Raw genomic sequence first — 20,130 nt, 5'->3', positions numbered from 1 at the left:
TCCAGCCTCCGAAAGGTCAAACGGGGGCAGGATAGCAAGACGGGAAGGCCGACGCTCAGGAGCAGACTTGGATTCGGCCCACCGGACCTGCAGCGATGACCCCGATCACCTCGGAAACCGGCGCGCGCCCGTCGAGTTCGCCCAGAAGGGCGTCGAGGCAATCCGGCGGGCAACAAATGAGCATCCCACCCGAGGTCTGCGCATCGGCCAGCAGGGTCCGACGCACCTCCCCTACGTCACCGGCGAAGGTCGCCCACTCCTCTACGAACGTACGATTCCGACGACTTCCCCCGGGGATTTGGCCCGCGGCTGCGAGTTCCTCGGCGCCATCGAGCACCGGCACGGCGGCAGCACGCACCTCCGCTGAAACTCCCGAAGCCGCGCACATCCGCTGCAGATGGCCGAGCAAACCAAAACCGGTCACGTCGGTCGCGGCCCGCACGCCGGCCGACAGCATCGCGTCACGAGGCCCGTCGTTGAGTTCGACCATGATCTCAACTGCAGCCTCCGAGACGGATTCCGGAGCCACGCCGTTCTTGACCGCAGTCGAGATGACGCCCAGGCCGAGCGGCTTGGTAAGCACGAGCACATCCCCGGGGCGCGCGGCGGCATTGGTGATGACGTGAGCCGGATCGACCAGCCCGACAACGGCCATGCCGTACTTCGGCTCGCGATCGTCCACAGTGTGACCGCCGACCACGATCGCGCCGGCGCGCGCGGCGGTCGCGGCGCCGCCCTCCAGCACGCGGGACAGCATCTCAACAGGCAGGTCGTCCCGCGGCCACCCGGCGACGTTCAGGCACAGAAGAGGTCTCCCACCCATCGCGTACACATCGCTCATCGCATTCGCGGCCGCGATGCGTCCCCAGTCGTATGGGTCGTCGACGACCGGAGTGAAGAAGTCCACGGTAAACACCAGCGCCGTGGAATCGTCGATTCGGTAGACGGCGGCGTCGTCGGCAGGATCGAGCCCGACCAGAAGGTCTGGGTTCGGCGGAGAGATCGGCAATCGGCGCAAGACCTGCGCCAGCTCGGATGGACCGAGCTTGCACGCTCACCCGGATCCGTGGCTGTACTTCAGCAGCCGCATCTGCTCGGTCACCGCCTCACCCCCTTCGTGGACGCCGGAATCCTAGGCGCGTTCGAAGCGGAACATGCGAGTAGCCAGGATGAGGCTTCCGACCGCCCACACCGCCAACTGGCCGAACTGCGACCCGAGCTGCATGATCGACGCTCCGTCCACAGAAATGCGGCGAATAGCGTCGACCAACGGATACAGCGGCAAGAGCGAAGTGACGGTGGGCAGGATCCAAGGCAGAGAATCCGTGGGGAAGAAGACGCCCGAGAGGAACATCATCGGCATAGCTACGAAGTTGCCGAGTCCGCTCGCAGCTTCGGCCGTCTCGGCGCGCGCGGCCACCATGAACCCGATGTTGATGAACGTCAGGTTGCCGAGCAAGGCGAACAAAATGATCGCAAGAATGCTGCCACGGACGTTGGCGCCGAATAGGAACACCCCCGTAGCCAGGACCAGCCCCGACTGCACCACCGCGAGCATCAGGTGAGCCAACCCGAGCGCAACCAGAAACGTGCGAGGCGACAGCGGTGTAGCTCGGATCCGTCGCAGGATCCTCTGGCCCCGGTATTGGGCGATCGTCCCGGCGATCCCGATGATGCCGTAGGTCATTACGGCCATTCCAACCAGACCCGGCAAAACGAAGTCGTAGTAGGTGGTGGTGTTGCCTGCTACACCGACCGGCACGAGTTCATACCGCGGCGAGATGCCTGCAATGCGGATGTTCACTTGGTCCAGCACCTGACGAAACACCGAAACGAAGATGCGATTGCGGTCCGCGGCCGATTCGACGAACAACATCCGAACCGGGCCCTCGTCGGGAACCAGCAGAGCGAAATCGATCTCGCCGTCGGTAAGCGCGGTGCGGGCCTCCGCCTCGGTTCCAATCCCCGGGGAGACCTTAACCACGTCGACTCCCTGCAATCCCGCCACGACAGGGGCCGCTGCAGGACCGCCGGACGGAACAACGGCGACGTTCGCCGTGGCGACTTCATCAAAGCGGAACAGGCCGAACACGACGGTGAACATGATCGGGAAGAGGAGCGCCCAGAACAGCGCCTGGCGATTCCGAACGATGATCTTCAGGTCGGCGCGCACCAGGCGAAGCAGCACCTACTCCTCCCCTTCTTCCGGACTGCCCGGGCGCAGCGCTCGACCGGTGCGCGAAAGGAACACGTCCTCAAGCGTCGCCGGAAGCACCTGAAGCTCCCCGAGTTCAACCCCGGAGTCCTCCGACCAGCGAAGCAGTCCACGCAACGCTTCCGCCGGCCGGCGCACCGACAGCTCGAACGCCCCCGTCCGGTCACGCGCCGGTCCGGCCGTCACGATGCCGGGAAGCCCCGAAAGAGCGCCGACATCCACACCATCGCGGGACTCGAACACGATCCGGTAAGACGCGTCCAAACCCCTGACCAGCCCCTCGGGGGTGTCGAGTTCGACGATCCGGCCGTAGTCGATGATGGCCACGCGGTCGCACAGAGTCTGAGCCTCTTCCATGTAGTGTGTCGTGATCACGACGGTCTTCCCCGATGCACGAATCCCTCGAATCAAGTCCCATACTTCGCGGCGCGCGTGAGGATCAAGTCCCGTCGTGGCTTCGTCCAGGAACACGACCTCGGGGTCGTTGACGATGCTCGCCACAATCGAGAACCGCTGCTGCTGGCCTCCCGAGAGTTGCTTGATGAGCGACCCGGCCTTGTCGGCCAGACCCACGCGCGCCAGCAGATCGTCCGGCGCAAGGTTGTGCGGGTAGAACGATCCGAATAGATCCAGAATCTCGCGGAGTGTCAAGTAATTGAAGTACGCGCCGGCCTGCAGTTGGATTCCGATACGCCGCTTCATCTCAGAGGAGTGCTTCGTCGAGTCCAGTCCGAGGACATCGGCGGAACCGGACGTCGGGATCTGCAGCCCCTCCATGATCTCCAGCGTCGTCGTCTTGCCTGCTCCGTTCGGCCCGAGGAAGCCAAAGATCTCGCCATGCTCAACCGCAAACGAGATTCCGTCGACGGCGCGGAGCGTCCCACCACCACGCTGGCGGAAGTCCTTGACGAGGTCGGCGACCTCGACGGCGACGGCCGCGGTCATGCCTCCCCCGCCGGGCGCAGATTGATCTCCGACTGCACTTCAGACACCGACTGCGCACGGTCCCAGTGCTCGATGCCGACTCGCGCGAGGTCGTCGGCACTGAACGCGCTCGGTTCACTCTTGAAATGCCGGTATCCCATACGCTGCGTATCGTAGGCAGACCGCTTCCCGCGCGCCACACTTCGGGCCGACTTGCGCGGCGGCGCGGGACGCGGTTCCCTTTTCGCGGGACGCCGAACAACACGAGGAGCCTGAATGAGTGAGAGTCGCACACCGTTGCCAAGCCACGCCCCGGGCTGCTTTGGCTGCGGAACCGAGAACCCGAGCGGCCTGGGACTGCAAGCTTGGCAAGACGGAGACGAGATCCGCGGCCGGGTGACGTTCAGCGATCACCACTCCGGAGCCCCGGGGTTCGCCCACGGCGGCGCCGTAGCAACGGCGCTGGATGACTGCCTCGGGTTCCTGCTGTACGTCATCGAGGAACCCGGCGTTACGGCCAAGCTCGAGGTCAACTACCGAAGGCCCGTTCTCGTCCACACCGAATACTCGCTCCGCGGGTGGTTCGACCATCGCGATGGGCGCAAGATCTTCACGTCGATCGAAATGCGCGACGCGAATGGAACCATCGTGGCGGAAGGCTCCGGACTCTTCGTCACGGTCGCGATGGAGCACTTCAGCAAGAACCTCCCCGACGACTGGCGTGAGCGCGCGCGCGAGCGCGGCATTGAACTCCCGTGGTAGCCAAGAAGCCGACCCGCAAACGGGTCGGCTTCTTGGGAGTTCTCGCTACCGCTAAAGGGGCCGCTGACGAACGACCTTGGCGAGCTTGCGATCCACCACGTCGACGTACGAGATCATCGCGTTGCTGTCTCCGTCGAGCGCGATCTGCAGGAAGTCACCCAACTCGCGCCCGGCATTGCAACTCAGGCCCTGCGTGCAAATGAATCCCCGCTTCACCACGCCGGTGGCGTCAACGGGTGCACCGAACGTAGCACCGCGGTCGGTGCTCTCTGCGTATCGAACCCGCCATTCGGTCGCGGGCGAGACGTTGTTCGGGTCCCCAGGCTCGTCGGCCCCGTACCACGCTACCGAGACCTTCCCGTCGCGCGCGGCGATCCACGGGAAGATGTTACTCATCCCGTCCTCGCTGTCTTCGGGACCGGAGACCTTCTCTCCCCACTCCCAGTCCTGGCCCCGGTTGTAGGAGCGACCGACGCGAACCGAGAAGTCCTGATCGTCGATCCAAGCGATATACAGGTCATCCTTGTTCATCGGATCCTGAGCGACCGCGGTCAGGCTTCCCTCGTACACCGTCGGAATCCAACTCACCTGTTTCTTCGTCCAGGTCACGCCGGCATCCGCCGACATCGCGATGTACATGTTGCGACCGTTGACGTAGTTGAATGCCACCCACTTCCCGTCCGAGACAATCTGGCCGGGCAGCGCGCCGGTCCCGACCAAGCCGGGGACACCGACGTGCCACGTCCAGGTCAGGCCGGAATCGTCCGAACGCGAAAGCATCAGCGACTGCGGAGGTTGAATGAAGTGGTATGCGACGTAGACCGTGTCCAGCCCTGTCTCCGGGTTTCGCTCGCCAAGCGAGATCCACTGGCGATCCGACAGCGGCAACGTTGTGAACGGTGTCCCTTGGGTCCAGTTCTCACCGAGGTCGGGCGAATACGCGATGCTGTTGGATCCGGCCCACAGGTCGAGGAAGTAAACGTGCCCGTCCTCTCCGACCACGACGTCGGCGTCCCCGCCCCCGGGGAACCGGCTGTAGGGAAGCGGGAAAGTGAGCTTCTTGAACGACGAACCGCCGTCGTCGGATCGCCACAACAAGCTATGCGACGGGATCCCGTTGATGCCGTTGACGAAGATCGTCCGGCCGTCCGGCGCAATATCGATCCCCGGTTCTGTTGCGCCCCCGCTTCCGGACAGCTTCCCTCCCGACACGAACTCAAACTCGGCATGGCTGGATACGGGAGCAACAAGCGGAGCGACGACGGCCAACAGAGCAGCAATGAGCGCTCCGGCACGTGCCGCCCGGCCTGAGGTTGCATGATGGTTCTGCATCACGAACAGCCTCCAGGTTGGGCACCGATGAGACAAACCGGCCGTGGTAACGGCTCCCTTGTAGTTCGCCCATGATTGTACGAGTCCCTGCCCGATCCGGTCACACGAATCAGGAGCTTTGTCCATAACTCTGTTGCATCCGAGCCGCCGACCCGGCACTATCCGGCCCAGTGCATCGACGAACCCGCGTTCTGGTCGCCGTAGCCGCGCTCGCGGCAAGCGGCACCGTCGGCATCCTGATCGATCAGGGCGGCACCCCCTCGCAGGACACCCCGATCTGCGCGCGCCTGCCTCGGGCCGTTCCTGCCCCCGACTGGCTGCCGGACGATCTTCCGCTCCCCCCGGGAACCTACGTCAACGAGATCATCCGCCCATCAGATTCGATCCATCGGGCAATGCTCACCGTCGCCGTCTCTCTCGACGACTTCGTCCGTTTTGTCCTGTTGGAATGGCCGCCGAAGGGGTGGCAACTCGGTGCCGGCGATCGAGAGGCTGCGGAAGCCGAAGCTCCGTTCACTCAAGGCGACGGTCGATTCGGCCAGTTCCGCGCTCGAAGCGTCTACTGCGACAACGCCCACGCTGAAGTCCTGCTCATCCTCAGCCGGAACCCAGCCTCACGTTGAGTGGGCGCGCGCCCGACTTCTAGGAGGCGCACTCCCCCCGTCCAAGCGTGACCTGGAACGGAGCCTCGGCTCCCCAATCCTGATAGAACTCCGGCGCCTCTCGCTTGGGAGGGAGCGGATCCAGATCCGCGAGACTGCTTTCGACGTCCTCGGTCCCGATCCGGCGAACCCAGTCCGCGAAAGACTCGCCCTCGATTCGCTCAGACGCGAAGCGCGAGACCAGTCGAACGACCGCCTCCGGTCCGCGGCGCGCGGCAACCTTCACCGCGTAGTGACCGAAAGTCGCCGAGCCGTCCTGCACGCGCGCGCCGACCAAGACACGATACGCGGGAGCCTCATTGCCTTCGTCGTCGCGCCGGGCAAACCCCATGAGCCCGATATCACCGGTCAGATGTTGGCTGCACGAGTTCTGGCACCCGCTGATGTTGATGTGCACACCCTGCACCTCGGCAAGACCTGCCGCGCGCAATGCGTCGCGAATCGCAGTCGCGAGGCCGCGCGAGGCCGTGAAAGCAAGGGAGCAGGTGTCGGCGCCGGGGCACGACACAACATCTCCTGCAGCGTGATGGTGCGCCTCGGCCAAACCCGCGGCCGCCAGAGTCTGCCATAGCGTCGCGACGGCGAACTCATCCAGATCTCGTGCCACGAGGTTCTGTCGAATCGTGGTTCGGAGTTCTGCACCGGTGTCGCGCGCGAACACAGCGAGCGCGCGCAACTGACTCGCCGTGATATCGCCGAGCGGGAGATTGACCCACGCGGCGAATCGATCCGGCTGCTTCTGTGCAAGAACGTTGAGCGAGCGCCACCGCGCGAACCCTGGGTCCTTAGGCGATTCAAGCGACTCCGACGGCGATCCCGCCGAAACGCCGGACGGAAGTGCCGCCGCCTGGCGCGCGCGCTCCGCCTCCTGGCGCGCGCATTCAGCCTCCTGGGTCGCGACGCGGCCTCGGTCCGTCCCCGCTGCGCAGCCCAAGCGCTCCCGTTCTTCCCGCACGGCGGCGCGAAACGCGTCGATCCCCATCCGCTGCACGAGGAACTTCATGCGCGCGTGAGTTCGCTTGGACCGGTCGCCGAACTGGTCGAAGAACCGCTCGTACACCCGCAGCACGGATTCGACAGTCACGAGCACGTCATCCAGCGCAACGAAGTCCTCGAGAATCAGCGCGCCGTGAGGGTCGGCCCCAAGACCTCCACCGACGACGACCCGGTAACCCAGTTCGACGTCTCCATCTGCTCCCGGGCGCGCGGCCGCGAGCAACCCGACGTCGTTGATGGCCGCCTGTCCGCAATCCACGCCGCAGCCCGACAGCGCCACCTTGAACTTCCGTGGCAGGTCTTGCCCGAGAGGGCTACGCAGGAAATGCCTTGTGATCTCCTCACCCGTACGCGTGACGTCAAAGGCTTCATTCGGGCACACTCCCGCGAGAGGGCACGACACGACGTTGCGGACGGTGTCCCCACAAGCCTCCCTGGTCGTCAACCCGACCGACGAGATCATGCGCACGACGACTGGCAGATTCTCCAACGCAACATCGTGGAACTGGATGTTCTGTCGCGTCGTCACGTGCCCGTACCCACGCGAGTAGCGCTCGGCGATGTCCGCCAGCGCGTCCAAGTGCTCTGCCCGCAGCACGCCCTGCGGGATCTTGGCCCGAACCATCTGGACGTCGATCAGCCCTCGCTGACCGTAGATGCCGTTCCAAAGCCGGGCGCGGCGGAATTGCTCGGGATCCATACGCTGCTCGCGATAAGCCCGTACCTGGGTCGAGAACTTCTCCACTTCAGCTGCGTCGTCGAACCCGCCCGCCGGGGGCGATCCCGGCTGCGAACCCCTGCGATGTACGGCCATTCCCGAGCCTCCCGGTCAGCGCTTGGAACCAAAGCCAGGTTTACCCTGTCAATATAGTGAGAATATGCCCCGACCGGCGCTCGGTCAAACGGAATGGCCTTTGCACCCTCGCGTGGCATCAACATCGCGCGGCCACTCCCGCGGCGCGCGCGCCGCGGCGGCGGACTTAAAGTTCAGAACTCCCGTGGTAGTGACACGTGATGCAGGTCGCGCCCCTATCCTCGTGCTCGGTTACGTGGCAACCCGAACAAAACGCCTTGAACTTCCCCGTCCACTGGGAGTCGTAGGTGAACGGCGCCTGGAACCCGGTCACGCTGGTGACGTTCCCGCCGGCAACCCCTTGAGTTCCAACGCTCACGACGCTCTCCCTGAGCATGTACGCGTTCGAGGAGCCGTGGAAGTCGTGGCACGCTGTGCATGCGAGTCCGCCCGAGTTGCCGTGAAGCGAAGTACCGCCTGTGAAGTACTGGGTGGCGGAGAACTTATCGTGCGCAAGACCCCCAGCGTCGGTTGAGGAATCGTTCACCATCTTCACCGTGAACGGCACGTTCGCACCTTGGGTGATCGGCTGCGTGGTCGCCGGGGCCTCGTGGCACTGCGTGCAGAACTTCGAGATGTCCTGCGCGGTACCCGGGGACGCCGACCGGTTCATTCCGTAGGACGCGGAATCCCACGACGACAGGCGTCGCAACGAGACGTTGGTGGGATCATTGATCTTGCTCTTCCCGGCGGCGTAGTCAGACACGTCATCGAGGAAATGCGAGTTGTGACATGAATCGCATTCAACGACGCGAGACCCGGCAGCCTGCGCAGACGCGGCCACCGGGTGCGCGAAGATCCTGACCCCGTCCCCATCCGATGTGGCGTAGTCGTTCGCCGTCGCAAACGCGTTGAACGGATTGCTGCCGCCGGATGTCTTGGGTGAAGCCTGCGTGTGGCAAGTGAAGCAAAGCTGCTCTCCGTCCGCGGATGTCAACCTGCGGTAGTCCGAACCGTGCGATGCGTGACACGCGAGGCACTTGATCCCGCTCCCGGAGGCCGGACCGGGAACACCCGCGCTGGTGTTGTGGATGCTCGCATCGAAGCCGGAATGGTCGCCGAAGGGAGCGGCGTATGAGGATGCGTCCCCGTGGCACGCGTAGCAATACTGGTTGCCCATCGGAGTCGCAGCACTCGAATACTCCTGCACTCCGCCGATGGAGACCCGGAGGAGCCCGGGGTACTCCGCGCGCGCCCGATGCGGCGTGTGGCAGTCTCCGCAAACAAGCTGGACTCCGCCGCGGCCGTCCGGAAGAGGATGGAACGACGTCTTCGTGGATGAGCCGATGACGGTCTCCCCGAACTCCGCCTTGACGTTTGCCGCGCCGCCGGTAGCGTCATGACACGCGTAACACGTCTCGCGTTCTGTCGCCTGTTGGAACAACGTGCCGCCCGCCGCCTTGTGAACCTTGTGGCAACTGTCGCACAGAACGCTGTCGGCCGAGTAAGTGCCGTGCGGATCCGGCCCTCCTGGGGCGCCGACGGCCAGCGTGGCCGGCGAGAACGGCGAGAACGGTCTGCCCGTGATTACGTCGACGCCTTGCGCTCCAACAAATCCCAAGATCGCCACAGCAACGGCAGCGAACTTCAACGCGCGCGCGCCCGCGCCCAAACGGCCCGATCTTCGCGGCCGGAATCTAGATCTGGTCAACACACCTGCCGATCGTAGCGTATGCATTCACAAAACGACCCGGGACGCGACAGAACGGAAGGACCTCCAAGGGCCCTCCCGTTCCGTCGTTGATCGCTACGGAAGCGACTTGCTGCTCGAGTGGCAAGAACTCGTGCACAGTAGGTCCGGGTAGTTCACAAGGAACGACTCATTCGTGGACGTGTGCGGGAAGTCACTCGAAGTGGCGTTCGCCGGGTTTCCGTGGCAATAGCGGCACCCAGTCGGGTGGTTGTGGGTCGTCCCGCCAAAAGCGGTGTCCACGCGGGACGTGTGGCACGCCCCACACCAGTTGGGCTGGTCGCGGTCACGGTAGTCCGTCTTGTAGCTCACCGGAGTGGAGTAGGTGTGGTTCGGGTACATCGACAGGAGCTTGTACCCATACAGTGAAACGACTTGGTTCTTGGTGTCCTTGGCCTGAGCGTACACGCACCCAGTGTCGAGGCCGGTCAAAGGCGCAGGGCTCGTCGCGGTGCAGACCTGCCACACTCCCGCGGCATCCTCGGTGTCATGGTGCAAGTAGCGATACAGCGGAGAGCTGCCGGTCAGAGGCATGAACCAGAACCCGGTACCCTCCGCCCAATCGCGGACCGCCGCTGTGGTCCCCACATGGGTGGAGTCCGTGCTGCGGAGCTTCTTGGTGTTGACTGCCAGACCACGATCCGCGTGCGGCGTGTGACAGGAGGCGCAGTTCAGGCCGCCATCCATCGCCGTCGAGGAGTTCGTCGTGCCCGGGTAGCCGCTGTAGGTCCAGCTTGCTTCCGTGATCGTGTTGCCGTCGACCGAGGTCCCCGTGTGCTCGGACTTCTTCGAGGCCCCAGTCACCGTATACGCGGACCTTGTAGAGGCTGTGCCCATGGTTCCAGTGCCGAGCAGTCCGGTCTTGGTTCCCGTTGGGGAAGTCCCGAAAACTGCGTGACAGGTATTGCAGGTGTCCTGAACACTCGACTTCCAAAGAAGCGCGTAACCATCGCCACCCGCATTGTGCACGCTGTGGCACTGCAGGCAGAAGTTGCTGCTGGATCCGTAGCCGCCGTGCGGAGAAACCGAACCGGTGCCTTGTGCCGGGTCCCCGATTGCCGGGGGCGTCGGGCCGTCGCCGGTGGCCGCCCAAGCCGATGCGGCAGGCGCGAGGATCGCCCCAACCACGGCGATCAGCATCACCGTCCGAAGGCCTATCGTCGAAGCTACTTTGCTGTGATTCTGCATTGCTCGCACCTCACTGCCTCACCTTGAACCCCACCGAAACGATCAACATTGTGAAGTCAATCACAATCATCTTCTAACCATAAGCCGGGAACCGCAAGCACCACGGTTCTTAACTTTCGGCAAAGCACCTGCACAAACGCCGCTAATCCCTCGGCGAATCGTAGGAGCTTCTTTCCCTTTCGGTAGGAACAGGCAGCGTCTTGACCGTAAACAGAACAACGCGGTGGTTTTCCCGGTCCGCGACCGCCATCACGCCTGCACTTCCAACCGCGATCTTCTCGGGAAAACTAAACGCGTCATCCTCGGTTCCGACCCGGCCGAACTCCGACAACAGCTTCCCGTCCTTCGACAACACCACGAAGAATCCCGCGCCCACCCCGGTTTCGTCGAAGCGGAAGGTATCCACAACAAACAGATTCCCCTCCGCCCCAACCGTGATCCCCCGCGGCAACTGCCAGAACCCGACGATCTTCCCCGCCGCATCCGGCCGACCGGAGGTCCACAGAACCTTGCCGTCCGCGTCCAGCGCCTTGACTCGCCGGTTCAACGTGTCCGCCACGTAGTACCGCTTGAGCGCCGGGTCGTAATCGAACGCGTCCGGGAAGTTGAATGAACCGGGTGCCGATCCGCGCGAGGCTCCGCCCCACCGCGCGGTCACCACTCCTCTGCGCGAGAAGAAGTACAGCCCGTCGTTGCTGGCAACTACGATCTTGTTACCGACTACTTTGACTTCGAATGGAGTAAATCCGTTCGGCCCAAAGACGTCGAGACTCTGCTCTGACGAAGGAATGCTCTCGACGTAGCGCCCGGACGTTGTGTAAACGCGAACGGCCCCGGCCGTGTAGTCGGCCACATACGCTCGGTCGTTCGCCGAGTCAACAGTAAGACCGTACGGCGCGTACAGCTTCCCGGGACCATCTTGATCTCCGACCAACGCAACGAATTTGCCGGAAGCCGTGAAGACCGCAACGCGAGAGTTGCCGGTATCGGCAATCCAGATCCCGCCGTCCGCATCAAACGCGACACCCAACGGCGTCTTGAGCGGCCCGTCCTTGCCTGTGGTGAAGATAACCTTAACCACATCCAGCGGGCTCTTGCCGACAAGTCTTGGCGAAACAACGCTCGGGCCGGAATCGGGTCGCAGCATGATCGAGAGAAGAATCACAAGCCCGACGGCCGCAGCCGTGAGCACGCCGAGCATTACCTTGAGGAACCTACGCGTCGTGCGATCAATCGGCTCAGAGGGCGCGCTCATACCTCCGAGCGCATCCTCGGAGGCCTCGACCGGCGCCGGATAGTCCGTAGGTTCCATGTGCGCTCCTTCAGGTTCTATTGTGCTGACTGAGAGTCCGCCCTGAGCCGATCGATGGCTCGGCGCAGTTCCTCATCGACTGGGTTGACCTTGGCGGCCCGCTTGTACTCGGCGAGGGCCCCGACGGAATCCCCAAGCGCCTCAAGCGTGCGCGCCAATCCCGCGTGGGCGTCCGCGAGGAAGGGGAGGTCGGACACGGCTCCTTCGTAGGCCTTGCGCGCGCCTTTGAAGTCGCTCCGACGAAACAGCACGTCACCCAACGCAAGGAACGCGCCCGCGCGGCTGCCGCGCGGCGCCTCCTTTGCGGCTTCGGCGAACAGGCGCACGGCCTGATCCTCGTCACTGGAGGTCACCATCAAACCCAACTGGTACAAGGCTATCCAACTCTTCGGGTTGATCTTCAGTGCCGCCTCGAACGCGCGCCGGGCCTCGTCTTTGTTTCCGACTCTAAACAGCGCCAGTCCAAGGCCAACTCGAGCTTGCTCGTCTGCCGGATTCGCGTCGACCAAGCGCTCCCAGCGCCGAATGGCCGCGCCGACCGCCGTCGAAGACTCGGGCGCGGGACGCAATCGCACCGCGAGGACGGCGGCGCCGAGGAGCACCACGATCACAGTCAGCGCAGTCACAGCGACCAGTTGACGCCTCAGGGCGGCCTCGGGAGTCGCTATCACGACTCTTCCTTCCATGCGAGATCGAGAATCGTCACCCTCGCCGCGCCCCTGCGCAAATCAAGCCACGCCTCAAACTCGTCGTCCTTGGCCTGCTTAAGCAAGATCTCCTCAATGCTAGACCTAACCTCCAGCAAGGGCCTCGAACCGTCCTCCCCGGGGAAGTCATCCAGATGAGACGAGTAGTACTTCTCGATCGCGTCGTCGGTGACCCGCACGTCGTCCGTCACCTCTTCATAGACCAGAGCGGTGAGCGTCTGCAAGCGCATTCGCCGCAGCAGTTCCTGCTCGTCCAGACCGGCATCCTTCAGCCAGCGCTCGTACTCGGCACCGGAAGAGAACCTCCCCTTGAACTCGTCAAGATGTTTGAGAATATCCTTGGATTCGGGCGCGATCCCCATCTCTGCCGCCGCCCGTTCGGTGACCACGTCCTCTATCAGCGTGCGAAGGACCTTTGCCCGCCACTCCGCATTTAGCTCCAAAGTCGCGCCGTGCGTCTGGCGAATCCCCTCGAATCGGGAGGTCGCCTGAGATTGGCGGATCTCGACGCCGTCGACGCGAGCAATGACCCGATCCGAGTCTCGCCCGTTGCGCTCATGGCCGGCGTACCCAAGCGCCAACACCACACCGGCGACTGCGACGAGGAGGACCGCAACCCGAATCGGCTTCATTGAGATCCTCCAGAGAACCTCGCCGAACTAATGCTTCGCGGGAAGGCGGGGCGATTGTGGCAACGCTCCGTGCACCACTCGTAGCGGTGACATCTTAGGCACGGCGCCGAATCGCCGTCGCCGTGATTCGCAAGCCAGTTTGCAGGGTGCTTCTCGCTGTGGCACTTCTCGCAAACCGCCTTCTCGTGACACTTGGAACACAGTGCCCGGTTCTTGCCGGTAAACGCCGGCGCGTTCAATCGCGAGCGCCCCGAGCCCTTCGCAATCTCTCCCGGGCGGTGGCACGTAGCGCAGTCCACGGCGCCGTCGCGCGGGATGCCCAACAAGTAGAAATGCGGGAGTGAGCCCGGTGCATGGCAGAAGCCGCAGCTCTTGATCGACTTCGTTTCGTCGTGACAGCCGGCACAGACCTTCTCCTCCGGAATCCCCGGATCAGGATGGTCCACTGACGTGTGGCACGTCGCGCAGTCGACACCGGCCTGTGCGTGACGCGGATGGTCCATGCGCACCATCGGCGCGCGCTCCGGCGAAGCGTAATCCTTGTGACAGGAAACGCACTTGCTAAATCCCGACCCCGCCTTGGGCAGCGCAGGAGCCGACCACAGAGGCTGAGCCCACGTCCGGTAGAAGTTGCTCGCGCCTCCGGAAACCCGGCTCGTAAGTCCGGGAGCATCGTCCGAGCCGGCCAGCACCTCCGTCACGCCGGCGAGCTTCGCGGAAACGGTGACGCGCGCGCTCGGCGACACGAGAACCGCAGTCACGAGCACGCCCTCGGCGACCAGCAGCGCCCCAATGCCGAGCATCAACCCCATCAATCCTCGTCGCTTATTCACCTCAGACCCTCACCGGTACAGGCCCTGCTCTGGATGAATGCCGTGTCGGGCATGACAGGACTCGCAGTCCTGGGACACGTGGCACGTAAAACACGCTCGACCCGTACGCTCATCGCGAACGTGCTTCTTGAGCCAGTCGGACTTGTGCGGGATTTCAGTGCCGTGACAGCTCTTGCAAAGCACCGGCGGATGGCATGTGGCGCACTTGCCTACGCCCCGCTGCGTCGCCGCAGCCCCGTGGCGCCCGACCCAGCCGGTCGGATGCGGCTTCGCGGTCGGAGTCGACGCGGTCGCAGGAGCAGCGACAAGATGCGCCACCTGACCGTGACAGGACTTGCAGTCCGATTTCGAGCCGGGATGCCCACCCTTCGCCGCGAGCACACCGGACGACGTCGTCGACCGGTGGCATCCGGAACACGGCTTAGCTTTCAGTACTCCTCCCGCGCCGAACCCGACGAGCTTGTGGAGAGACTCGCGCGCGAGACTCGGTGCGTAGGCCAACGCACCCAAGAGCCCCGATCCCTCATGGCACGCGATGCAGGGCACATCGGCGTGAGTGGATCTCCCCGCCGTTAGCGCAGCCGGCTCCATTTCGTGGCACTTCGTGCAGAACGAGGACCCCCCGACCAGCCGAGTCCAGCCGGACAACGCGAAGAGGCCGACGACGAACAACCCTGAGGCCAGCATCAATACGCGACGACGGCGATGACCGCCTACCCGCAACAGACTCCGGATCCGCATCAGGCGGATCCACCCTTCTGGCGCCGAATGGCGGCCGCGCGATCGCCATCGAAAGTGTTGCGGTCCTCTCCGCGCGCGTGGCACCCCGCACACGTTTCCGGATCGTGACACCCGAAGCAATCGGCAGCACCCTTGGACCTAACGACAACGGGATGCGACGCGATCCATGCCGCCTTGGGTGACGCGGCCGGGTGGTGACATCTGTCGCAGAAATCGGGAGAGGCCGCGCGCCGTGGATGGCAGCGAGCGCACAACTCAGCGCCGCGGTCGAAGAAGGAATCGACGTGCGGGAACTTCGCCCACCCTGCCGGATGGGGCATCGACACACCGTGGCACCGATCACACGACCGCGCCTCGTGACAGACAAGGCATGTCGTCCGCTCGACTCCGGCACGTCCGTGCCCCCGACCCGCCCAGCGAGATGCGAGATGCGAGTCGGGAGACAGATTGAATCCGGTCGGATGACATGTGCCACACGACCCCGGGGCCTTCGCCCGCTTCGAGGAACCATGGCACATGAAACACCGCACCATGGTCGGCTTGCGGATCGCCTCCGGAGCATGCGTTTGCGCTGGATGGCACATACCGCAATCCGCCTCGCCCTTGCTGAAGTGAACTTCATGACGGAAGCGCAGACCGTCTGCCCGGTTCTGGTCGAAGACGCGATCAAGATCACTGTGACACTCCGGACACCCGAAGAACGAAGGTCCCGGGTGTTCACCTTGGATCGGTGCGCCGCCACCGGTGCCACCATCGCTCCCCGACGTTCCCGCGGCGCCCGCCAGGTAGGCGCTCGCGCCGACGAAACACAGCAACGCAGCGCCCGCCAGATTGCGGCGAGTTCTCCCCTTCGTGACGGACATCGGTCGGACCCTCATCTCCGACGTCGTACCGGGGCGTCGCTCATCGAGACGTGCAACTTCGGAGCTCCTTCGCCCAGTGCGATGTCATCCAATTGTCAGAAGACCCTAGTGCGACAAGTTCCGCTCCGACAGACATTGACACAAAACGCACCAATGTTCTTGCTTCCTAACTGCCGCTTAAGAGCGATTCCGCCCACCCAAGTCGAATTCGTGAATTCATTCACAATCCTACCGTGACTGATACACGGCGGGTGGAGGCGAGTCAATTCCCGAGTTCGCCTGCGACTGCTTCGACCGACGCGAAACCGCAGCTACTGGATCGGCTTCTGGTCGTCGAGCACCGGGACTTCGTGGAACGGCGGATTTGTCGGCACAACGACGACGCCGGCCGGAGTGGGCACGCTGAAGGGATTGAGCGGGTCACTACCTCCCTGCCACTCAGCGCCGTCGGAAGCCAAGTCCCCGTCTGTATCGGGGTCCTGCGGATCGGTCCCCAGAACGGCTTCATCACCGCCGGTCAGTCCGTCCGCGTCCGAGTCACCGTGGATGCCGACAGCAACACCTGCGGCCCACGATGCGTTCTTGTCTTCGTGGCACCCGAGGCACGCCCAAGCCAACCCCAAGTATGGCTCGACGTACTTGCCGTCCACCGTGAGCTGCGGAGCGGCAGGATCGGTGTTGATGCGGAAGATGTGCGCGCGCGAGTCGGCGAAGTTCGCGTTGAACTGGCGCGCGCTCTTGGCGACCTTCGGCATGTGACACCCGACGCAGTTCATGCCCGTCGAGGCCAACAGGCTCCCCTCGAACGACTCCGCGACCTTCCCATGGCAGTCCCCGCAAACGGGGGCCGGAGTCTTGTCGTGGGGGCTGTGGCACTGGACGCACTCTGCCCAGGCGTGCGGGCTTTTCGAAATCTCATTGAGTTGAGCACCCGTCCGAACGAATCCGCCCTCAGCAGGGATCTGGTCCAGCGGAGCCACGCTGTGACACCTTCCACAGGCCGCCGCCGACGTGTCCTTGACGATCTTGGATGGGTCCTTCGTGGTCGCGTGGGCGCTCCCGGGCCCATGGCACGTCTCACACACGACCCCGTTCTCGACCCACGATCCGACGATTCCGGGCTTGCCCCCCTGGTTCCCGGTTTCCGAGTATCCCGAGGTGTGACAGGAGCCGCAGTCGTAAGGGACGACCTCGTCCGTCATCCCGGTGACCCAGGTCTTGCTCGACACCAGGTACTCGTTGTTCGCAAGTTGGTCTCGGTTAGGCCCGGTCTTGGTTACGAAGTTGCCGTCCTGTCCGACGTACCGGATCCGATTGCGGCCCCCGAGGACCAGGTAGATGTCATCCCAGGTGTAGCCCTCGGGAAGAGGCAGTCCGCGGAGCTTGGCCAGCCGAGCCGACGTGAGCATCCGCGCGTGAGGAGTCGCGCTCTGCGTGTAGTAGATGTCCTGGTGGCACATCGCGCAGAAACCGGAGCCAACGTAGGTCGGCGTGTCGGCCGCGCTGCCGGAAACGGGAACGGTGAGGCCGGCGAGACCGGCAACGACGGCAGCCAGAGCCGCAAACCTGGTCCTCATCTTCCTCTTCACCATCTGGTGCTCCACGCGTCGGCGCTGCATTGCCTGGTTACTGGTTCGTTTCGGACCTCGTGATCTCCTTCACGAAGTCGCTCCGGCGAATACCAGAAAACACCCCACTCTTAGCAAAAGCCACCTCGCCTAGGCAATCCGTCAGCGCGAATGGGAGATATGTCCGGCGTCAGCGGCCCCCAGCCGACGAATCGATCAGGCTCGCCCAAAAAGAACGAAGCGCCCCGAAGGGCGCTTCGTCTTGGATGTCTTCTCTCGTCGGCTCTAGTTACGGAGCAGGAAGCGCTGTGGGCGCCCAGTAGACAGCCTTGTTGTAGTGACCTGACTCGTGGCAGTTCCAGCACGATGCGTTGCCGGCAGATCCCTCGAGGTCGCCGTGGCAGTAGACACACGCCGTCGTGCCGGGAGCCTGCGCAGCGTCCCCAAGCGGGATCTCAGCGTTCATCAACGTCGCATGCGTCGTGTGGAGGTTACCCGGGGCCGTCAATGCGAACTCGTGACAGTCCTTGCAGCCCGTGATCTCCTCGAGACCGCGGTCCACCGCAGCCTGCTTGCTGTGGCACCCGAAGCAGCCCTTGGTGTCGAAGATCTCCTTGTGCTTGTTGGGTCCAAGGAGACCGGGCTCGAGAGCACTGAGAGCCTTAAAGGGATAGATACTGCCCGTGTACACCGGGGTGACCCCAAATGCGTTGGTGAATCCGGGGGAATTGGCGTTCGTGGTTCTCCAGATCTCGATGTTCCCAGAGTGGCATGCCGCCTGGCAGTCCGCCCCCGGAGGAGCATCCGCCTGAACCATGTCCCGCGTCCCAATCACGTTGCCATTAGCATCCTTGACCTTCATGGAATGCGTGATTTCGCCCTCAAAGACGCCAGGCTCCGTGCCTTCCGCGCGCATGCGCTCGCGTGCGGTTGCCGGCTCCCCCGTGGCTCCGGCGAACGTCGGCACGAGCGCAATAGCTCCGACCAGAGCGGCCAGAGCGATCAACGCTGTGCGCTTCACTTGCTTCATTCAACTACCCCCTACTCGCCCGTCCGGTAGGCCGGGGAACTTCCCCGCCGCGCGGGCGCACATGCTGTGCGTCCGCCCCGGAACTCGCTCGGGCGAGAGAGCGAAGTCCGGTATTCCGCCCACTTCAGTCGAGTCTGTGAAACATTTCACAAACTCGACCGAATTGATACTCCGGGTACCGGACAAAATCAAGCCGAGCAATTCGGGATGTTCCGAATTGCCCAGCTTCACCCATAGGCGTCAGGGTCTATTGAGCCGAGACCGTCGTCACGCTGCGTCTTTCGGCTTCTCACTCCTTGGACGCCGCCGACGAACATGCCTAGCTCACGCAAAGGATCACACCACGACCCTAGGGTGTCAACCCTAGGGTTCCGTTTTGTCACTATTCCCTTCAGATACTGCGGCGCGGGTTCCGCGACGAATCGCACCATCCTCGCTTCGATCTAGCAGAACGCGTTGAGGGTGGCGACCAAGGCGCTGTCGCGCCGAGGGGGTCGAGCCGCCTGCCGAACCCGGGAACCCGCGTGGCTGAGTCAGTCCGGCGCAGACACGATGAACCCCAGCGCCCGGGCCGCAGCCGCCATCCTGTCGTCGTAAGTCACGACTCGCGCCAAGTCGCTTCCCAGTTCCTGCGCGGTAGCCACATGGATGGCGTCGAACGACCGGAGATCGGCGGGGAGGAGCTTGCCTGCAGCGACCAGCACGCGGTCGTTCAACCGCACAAGATCGATTCGAGCGAGGACATCGCGACCACGCTCGATGGCCTCTCGACCGAACGGCAGGAGGGCGCGCGCGACTTCCGTGCGCCAATGCGCTTGAAACGAGGGGGCGTCGGCCACGCAGGTACCGTCGAAGAGCCGCAGACTCCGGTTCGCGGATCGCGAGTTCCACGATGGCCGACAAATCGAGGTACGAGAAGCTACCCGGCCCGCACACCGACCCGGGTGTCGACCGCGTGAAACTCCACCCGTTCCCGGCGCAGCGCCGATGAACACCCGCGACCCGGGCCGGCATCGAAGCGCTATTCGCTTCTATCCCGGCGCTTCTATCCCGGCGACCGGATCGCCTTGAAGCCGATTCGCTCATGGACCTCAGGCCAGTCCCAGAGGGGAACTTCGACACTTTGGGTCGGAGCGACATCGAGGATTTCTTCGAGTCTTCTGCTCACTTCCGGCCGCAGGAACATTTCGTGGCAAGAGGAGCAGACCCCGGCCGGCACCCCCCTGATGATTCGAATGCTCCCGTCCGGCGCAGGCTCGGTTAGATCAACGTCCTGGGGCTCGATCAGCCCGCCGCAGACGGGGCAGTGCGTGGGATAGGCCTTCCGATGCTTCGGAGGCTCGAACTTCAATCGCCTGCTCATGGGCGCCCGGGTCCGCGAGTTCTTTCGTCGAGCCATTTGGGACTGCCCCAGGGCTTCGCGTGCGGCGATAAGAGCGCATTCCGTCGTGGAGGCAAATACTGTCCGTAGTGAGTGTCATGCCCTCATGCTTTGATGCGACCATGCGTACGCGCCGGCAATGTCAGCGATCCTTCGCCCCTTCGAGCAGGCATCTCCGATGCCCCGCGTGCCGATCGAAGGACCGCTGCCCTTGCGGAAACATCAAGATGGTGAAGTCCCGAGCATGCAATCGCTGCACGTCACGTCGTGGTGCACTCAACGGAAATTGGAAGGGCGGGCACACATACCGCAAAGCCGGATACCTCACGGTGAAGACCCCAGGCCATCCCCGTGCAACGCGGTACGAGTACGTCTTCCAACACATCCTCGTGATGGAAGAAATCCTCGGTCGGTTCTTGCTTCCGGATGAGCAGGTTCATC

General features: G+C 63.8%; 19 protein-coding genes and 1 pseudogene. 3 read left to right on the top strand and 17 right to left on the bottom strand.

Annotated elements, in window-relative coordinates; all coding sequences use genetic code 11:
• Window positions 1-55: 55 nt before the first annotated feature.
• From selD to WDA27_09820, 4 genes are read right to left on the bottom strand one after another with little or no spacing between them, the layout of a single operon-like run.
• Window positions 56-1,102, bottom strand: a complete 1,047-nt coding sequence (selD, locus tag WDA27_09835; GenBank protein MFA5891232.1) for a selenide, water dikinase SelD — start codon at window positions 1,100-1,102, stop codon at window positions 56-58.
• A 30-nt stretch (window positions 1,103-1,132) separates the two neighbouring features.
• Window positions 1,133-2,188 (bottom strand): ABC transporter permease, encoded by a 1,056-nt coding sequence (locus tag WDA27_09830; GenBank protein MFA5891231.1) that lies wholly within the window; start codon window positions 2,186-2,188, stop codon window positions 1,133-1,135.
• On the bottom strand, window positions 2,189-3,160 hold the full coding sequence (locus WDA27_09825; GenBank protein ID MFA5891230.1) for an ABC transporter ATP-binding protein: 972 nt from the start codon (window positions 3,158-3,160) through the stop codon (window positions 2,189-2,191).
• On the bottom strand, window positions 3,157-3,300 hold the full coding sequence (locus tag WDA27_09820; protein ID MFA5891229.1) for a hypothetical protein: 144 nt from the start codon (window positions 3,298-3,300) through the stop codon (window positions 3,157-3,159). Before WDA27_09820 ends, WDA27_09825 begins: the two co-directional genes overlap by 4 nt.
• Before the next feature lie 115 nt (window positions 3,301-3,415).
• Between WDA27_09820 and WDA27_09815 the strand changes: the two genes are divergently transcribed.
• Complete coding sequence (locus WDA27_09815; protein ID MFA5891228.1) at window positions 3,416-3,901, top strand: PaaI family thioesterase; 486 nt, start codon at window positions 3,416-3,418, stop codon at window positions 3,899-3,901.
• Window positions 3,902-3,952: 51 nt separating this feature from the next.
• Here the strand turns inward: WDA27_09815 and WDA27_09810 are convergent, their stop codons facing one another.
• The gene (locus WDA27_09810; GenBank protein MFA5891227.1) at window positions 3,953-5,233 is read right to left on the bottom strand and encodes a sialidase family protein; all 1,281 of its coding nucleotides are present in this window, start codon (window positions 5,231-5,233) and stop codon (window positions 3,953-3,955) included.
• Window positions 5,234-5,403: 170 nt separating this feature from the next.
• On the opposite strand from WDA27_09810, the gene WDA27_09805 reads away from it, so the two are divergent.
• Window positions 5,404-5,856 (top strand): hypothetical protein, encoded by a 453-nt coding sequence (locus WDA27_09805; protein ID MFA5891226.1) that lies wholly within the window; start codon window positions 5,404-5,406, stop codon window positions 5,854-5,856.
• A 19-nt stretch (window positions 5,857-5,875) separates the two neighbouring features.
• Here the strand turns inward: WDA27_09805 and WDA27_09800 are convergent, their stop codons facing one another.
• From WDA27_09800 to WDA27_09745, 12 genes and pseudogenes are all read right to left on the bottom strand, one after another.
• The gene (locus WDA27_09800) at window positions 5,876-7,705 is read right to left on the bottom strand and encodes a nitrite/sulfite reductase (GenBank protein ID MFA5891225.1); all 1,830 of its coding nucleotides are present in this window, start codon (window positions 7,703-7,705) and stop codon (window positions 5,876-5,878) included.
• 166 nt (window positions 7,706-7,871) lie between these two features.
• On the bottom strand, window positions 7,872-9,356 hold the full coding sequence (locus tag WDA27_09795) for a cytochrome c3 family protein (protein MFA5891224.1): 1,485 nt from the start codon (window positions 9,354-9,356) through the stop codon (window positions 7,872-7,874).
• 135 nt (window positions 9,357-9,491) lie between these two features.
• Window positions 9,492-10,622 (bottom strand): cytochrome c3 family protein, encoded by a 1,131-nt coding sequence (locus tag WDA27_09790; GenBank protein ID MFA5891223.1) that lies wholly within the window; start codon window positions 10,620-10,622, stop codon window positions 9,492-9,494.
• Window positions 10,623-10,764: 142 nt separating this feature from the next.
• Window positions 10,765-11,934, bottom strand: a complete 1,170-nt coding sequence (locus WDA27_09785; GenBank protein MFA5891222.1) for a hypothetical protein — start codon at window positions 11,932-11,934, stop codon at window positions 10,765-10,767.
• Window positions 11,935-11,951: 17 nt separating this feature from the next.
• Window positions 11,952-12,605 carry a tetratricopeptide repeat protein gene (locus WDA27_09780; GenBank protein ID MFA5891221.1) on the bottom strand — a complete coding sequence of 218 codons (654 nt, stop codon included), beginning with the start codon at window positions 12,603-12,605 and terminating at the stop codon, window positions 11,952-11,954.
• The gene (locus WDA27_09775) at window positions 12,602-13,273 is read right to left on the bottom strand and encodes a SurA N-terminal domain-containing protein (protein ID MFA5891220.1); all 672 of its coding nucleotides are present in this window, start codon (window positions 13,271-13,273) and stop codon (window positions 12,602-12,604) included. Before WDA27_09775 ends, WDA27_09780 begins: the two co-directional genes overlap by 4 nt.
• On the bottom strand, window positions 13,270-14,106 hold the full coding sequence (locus tag WDA27_09770) for a hypothetical protein (protein ID MFA5891219.1): 837 nt from the start codon (window positions 14,104-14,106) through the stop codon (window positions 13,270-13,272). The genes WDA27_09775 and WDA27_09770 overlap by 4 nt, the downstream gene beginning before the upstream one ends.
• A gap of 9 nt (window positions 14,107-14,115) precedes the next feature.
• Window positions 14,116-14,847, bottom strand: a complete 732-nt coding sequence (locus WDA27_09765; GenBank protein MFA5891218.1) for a hypothetical protein — start codon at window positions 14,845-14,847, stop codon at window positions 14,116-14,118.
• Window positions 14,847-15,710, bottom strand: coding sequence for a cytochrome c3 family protein (locus WDA27_09760; GenBank protein ID MFA5891217.1), 864 nt, complete (start codon window positions 15,708-15,710; stop codon window positions 14,847-14,849). Before WDA27_09760 ends, WDA27_09765 begins: the two co-directional genes overlap by 1 nt.
• A gap of 311 nt (window positions 15,711-16,021) precedes the next feature.
• Window positions 16,022-17,287: a cytochrome c3 family protein gene (locus WDA27_09755; GenBank protein ID MFA5891216.1), complete on the bottom strand. Its 1,266-nt coding sequence runs from the start codon at window positions 17,285-17,287 to the stop codon at window positions 16,022-16,024.
• A gap of 280 nt (window positions 17,288-17,567) precedes the next feature.
• Window positions 17,568-18,308 carry a cytochrome c3 family protein gene (locus WDA27_09750; protein ID MFA5891215.1) on the bottom strand — a complete coding sequence of 247 codons (741 nt, stop codon included), beginning with the start codon at window positions 18,306-18,308 and terminating at the stop codon, window positions 17,568-17,570.
• Between the two features lie 533 nt (window positions 18,309-18,841).
• Window positions 18,842-19,244, bottom strand: a pseudogene (locus tag WDA27_09745) (type II toxin-antitoxin system VapC family toxin).
• Window positions 19,245-19,916: 672 nt separating this feature from the next.
• On the opposite strand from WDA27_09745, the gene WDA27_09740 reads away from it, so the two are divergent.
• Window positions 19,917-20,130: hypothetical protein (locus WDA27_09740; GenBank protein MFA5891214.1), on the top strand; the 214-nt coding region annotated here is incomplete at its 3' end.

Source organism: Actinomycetota bacterium, from assembly GCA_041658565.1.
In the GTDB taxonomy this organism is placed as follows: Bacteria; Actinomycetota; AC-67; order AC-67; family AC-67; genus JBAZZY01.
This window is presented reverse-complemented; position numbering and strand designations above follow the sequence as displayed.

Excerpts from the sequence above, each read along its gene's own strand:
- WDA27_09825 (MFA5891230.1), bottom strand. The coding sequence starts at position 3,160 with ATGACCGCGGCCGTCGCCGTCGAGGTCGCCGACCTCGTCAAGGACTTC.
- WDA27_09820 (MFA5891229.1), bottom strand. The coding sequence starts at position 3,300 with ATGGGATACCGGCATTTCAAGAGTGAACCGAGCGCGTTCAGTGCCGAC.
- WDA27_09815 (MFA5891228.1), top strand. The coding sequence starts at position 3,416 with ATGAGTGAGAGTCGCACACCGTTGCCAAGCCACGCCCCGGGCTGCTTT.
- WDA27_09810 (MFA5891227.1), bottom strand. The coding sequence starts at position 5,233 with ATGCAGAACCATCATGCAACCTCAGGCCGGGCGGCACGTGCCGGAGCG.
- WDA27_09800 (MFA5891225.1), bottom strand. The coding sequence starts at position 7,705 with ATGGCCGTACATCGCAGGGGTTCGCAGCCGGGATCGCCCCCGGCGGGC.
- WDA27_09790 (MFA5891223.1), bottom strand. The coding sequence starts at position 10,622 with ATGCAGAATCACAGCAAAGTAGCTTCGACGATAGGCCTTCGGACGGTG.
- WDA27_09785 (MFA5891222.1), bottom strand. The coding sequence starts at position 11,934 with ATGGAACCTACGGACTATCCGGCGCCGGTCGAGGCCTCCGAGGATGCG.
- WDA27_09775 (MFA5891220.1), bottom strand. The coding sequence starts at position 13,273 with ATGAAGCCGATTCGGGTTGCGGTCCTCCTCGTCGCAGTCGCCGGTGTG.
- WDA27_09765 (MFA5891218.1), bottom strand. The coding sequence starts at position 14,847 with ATGCGGATCCGGAGTCTGTTGCGGGTAGGCGGTCATCGCCGTCGTCGC.
- WDA27_09760 (MFA5891217.1), bottom strand. The coding sequence starts at position 15,710 with ATGTCCGTCACGAAGGGGAGAACTCGCCGCAATCTGGCGGGCGCTGCG.
- WDA27_09755 (MFA5891216.1), bottom strand. The coding sequence starts at position 17,287 with ATGAGGACCAGGTTTGCGGCTCTGGCTGCCGTCGTTGCCGGTCTCGCC.
- WDA27_09750 (MFA5891215.1), bottom strand. The coding sequence starts at position 18,308 with ATGAAGCAAGTGAAGCGCACAGCGTTGATCGCTCTGGCCGCTCTGGTC.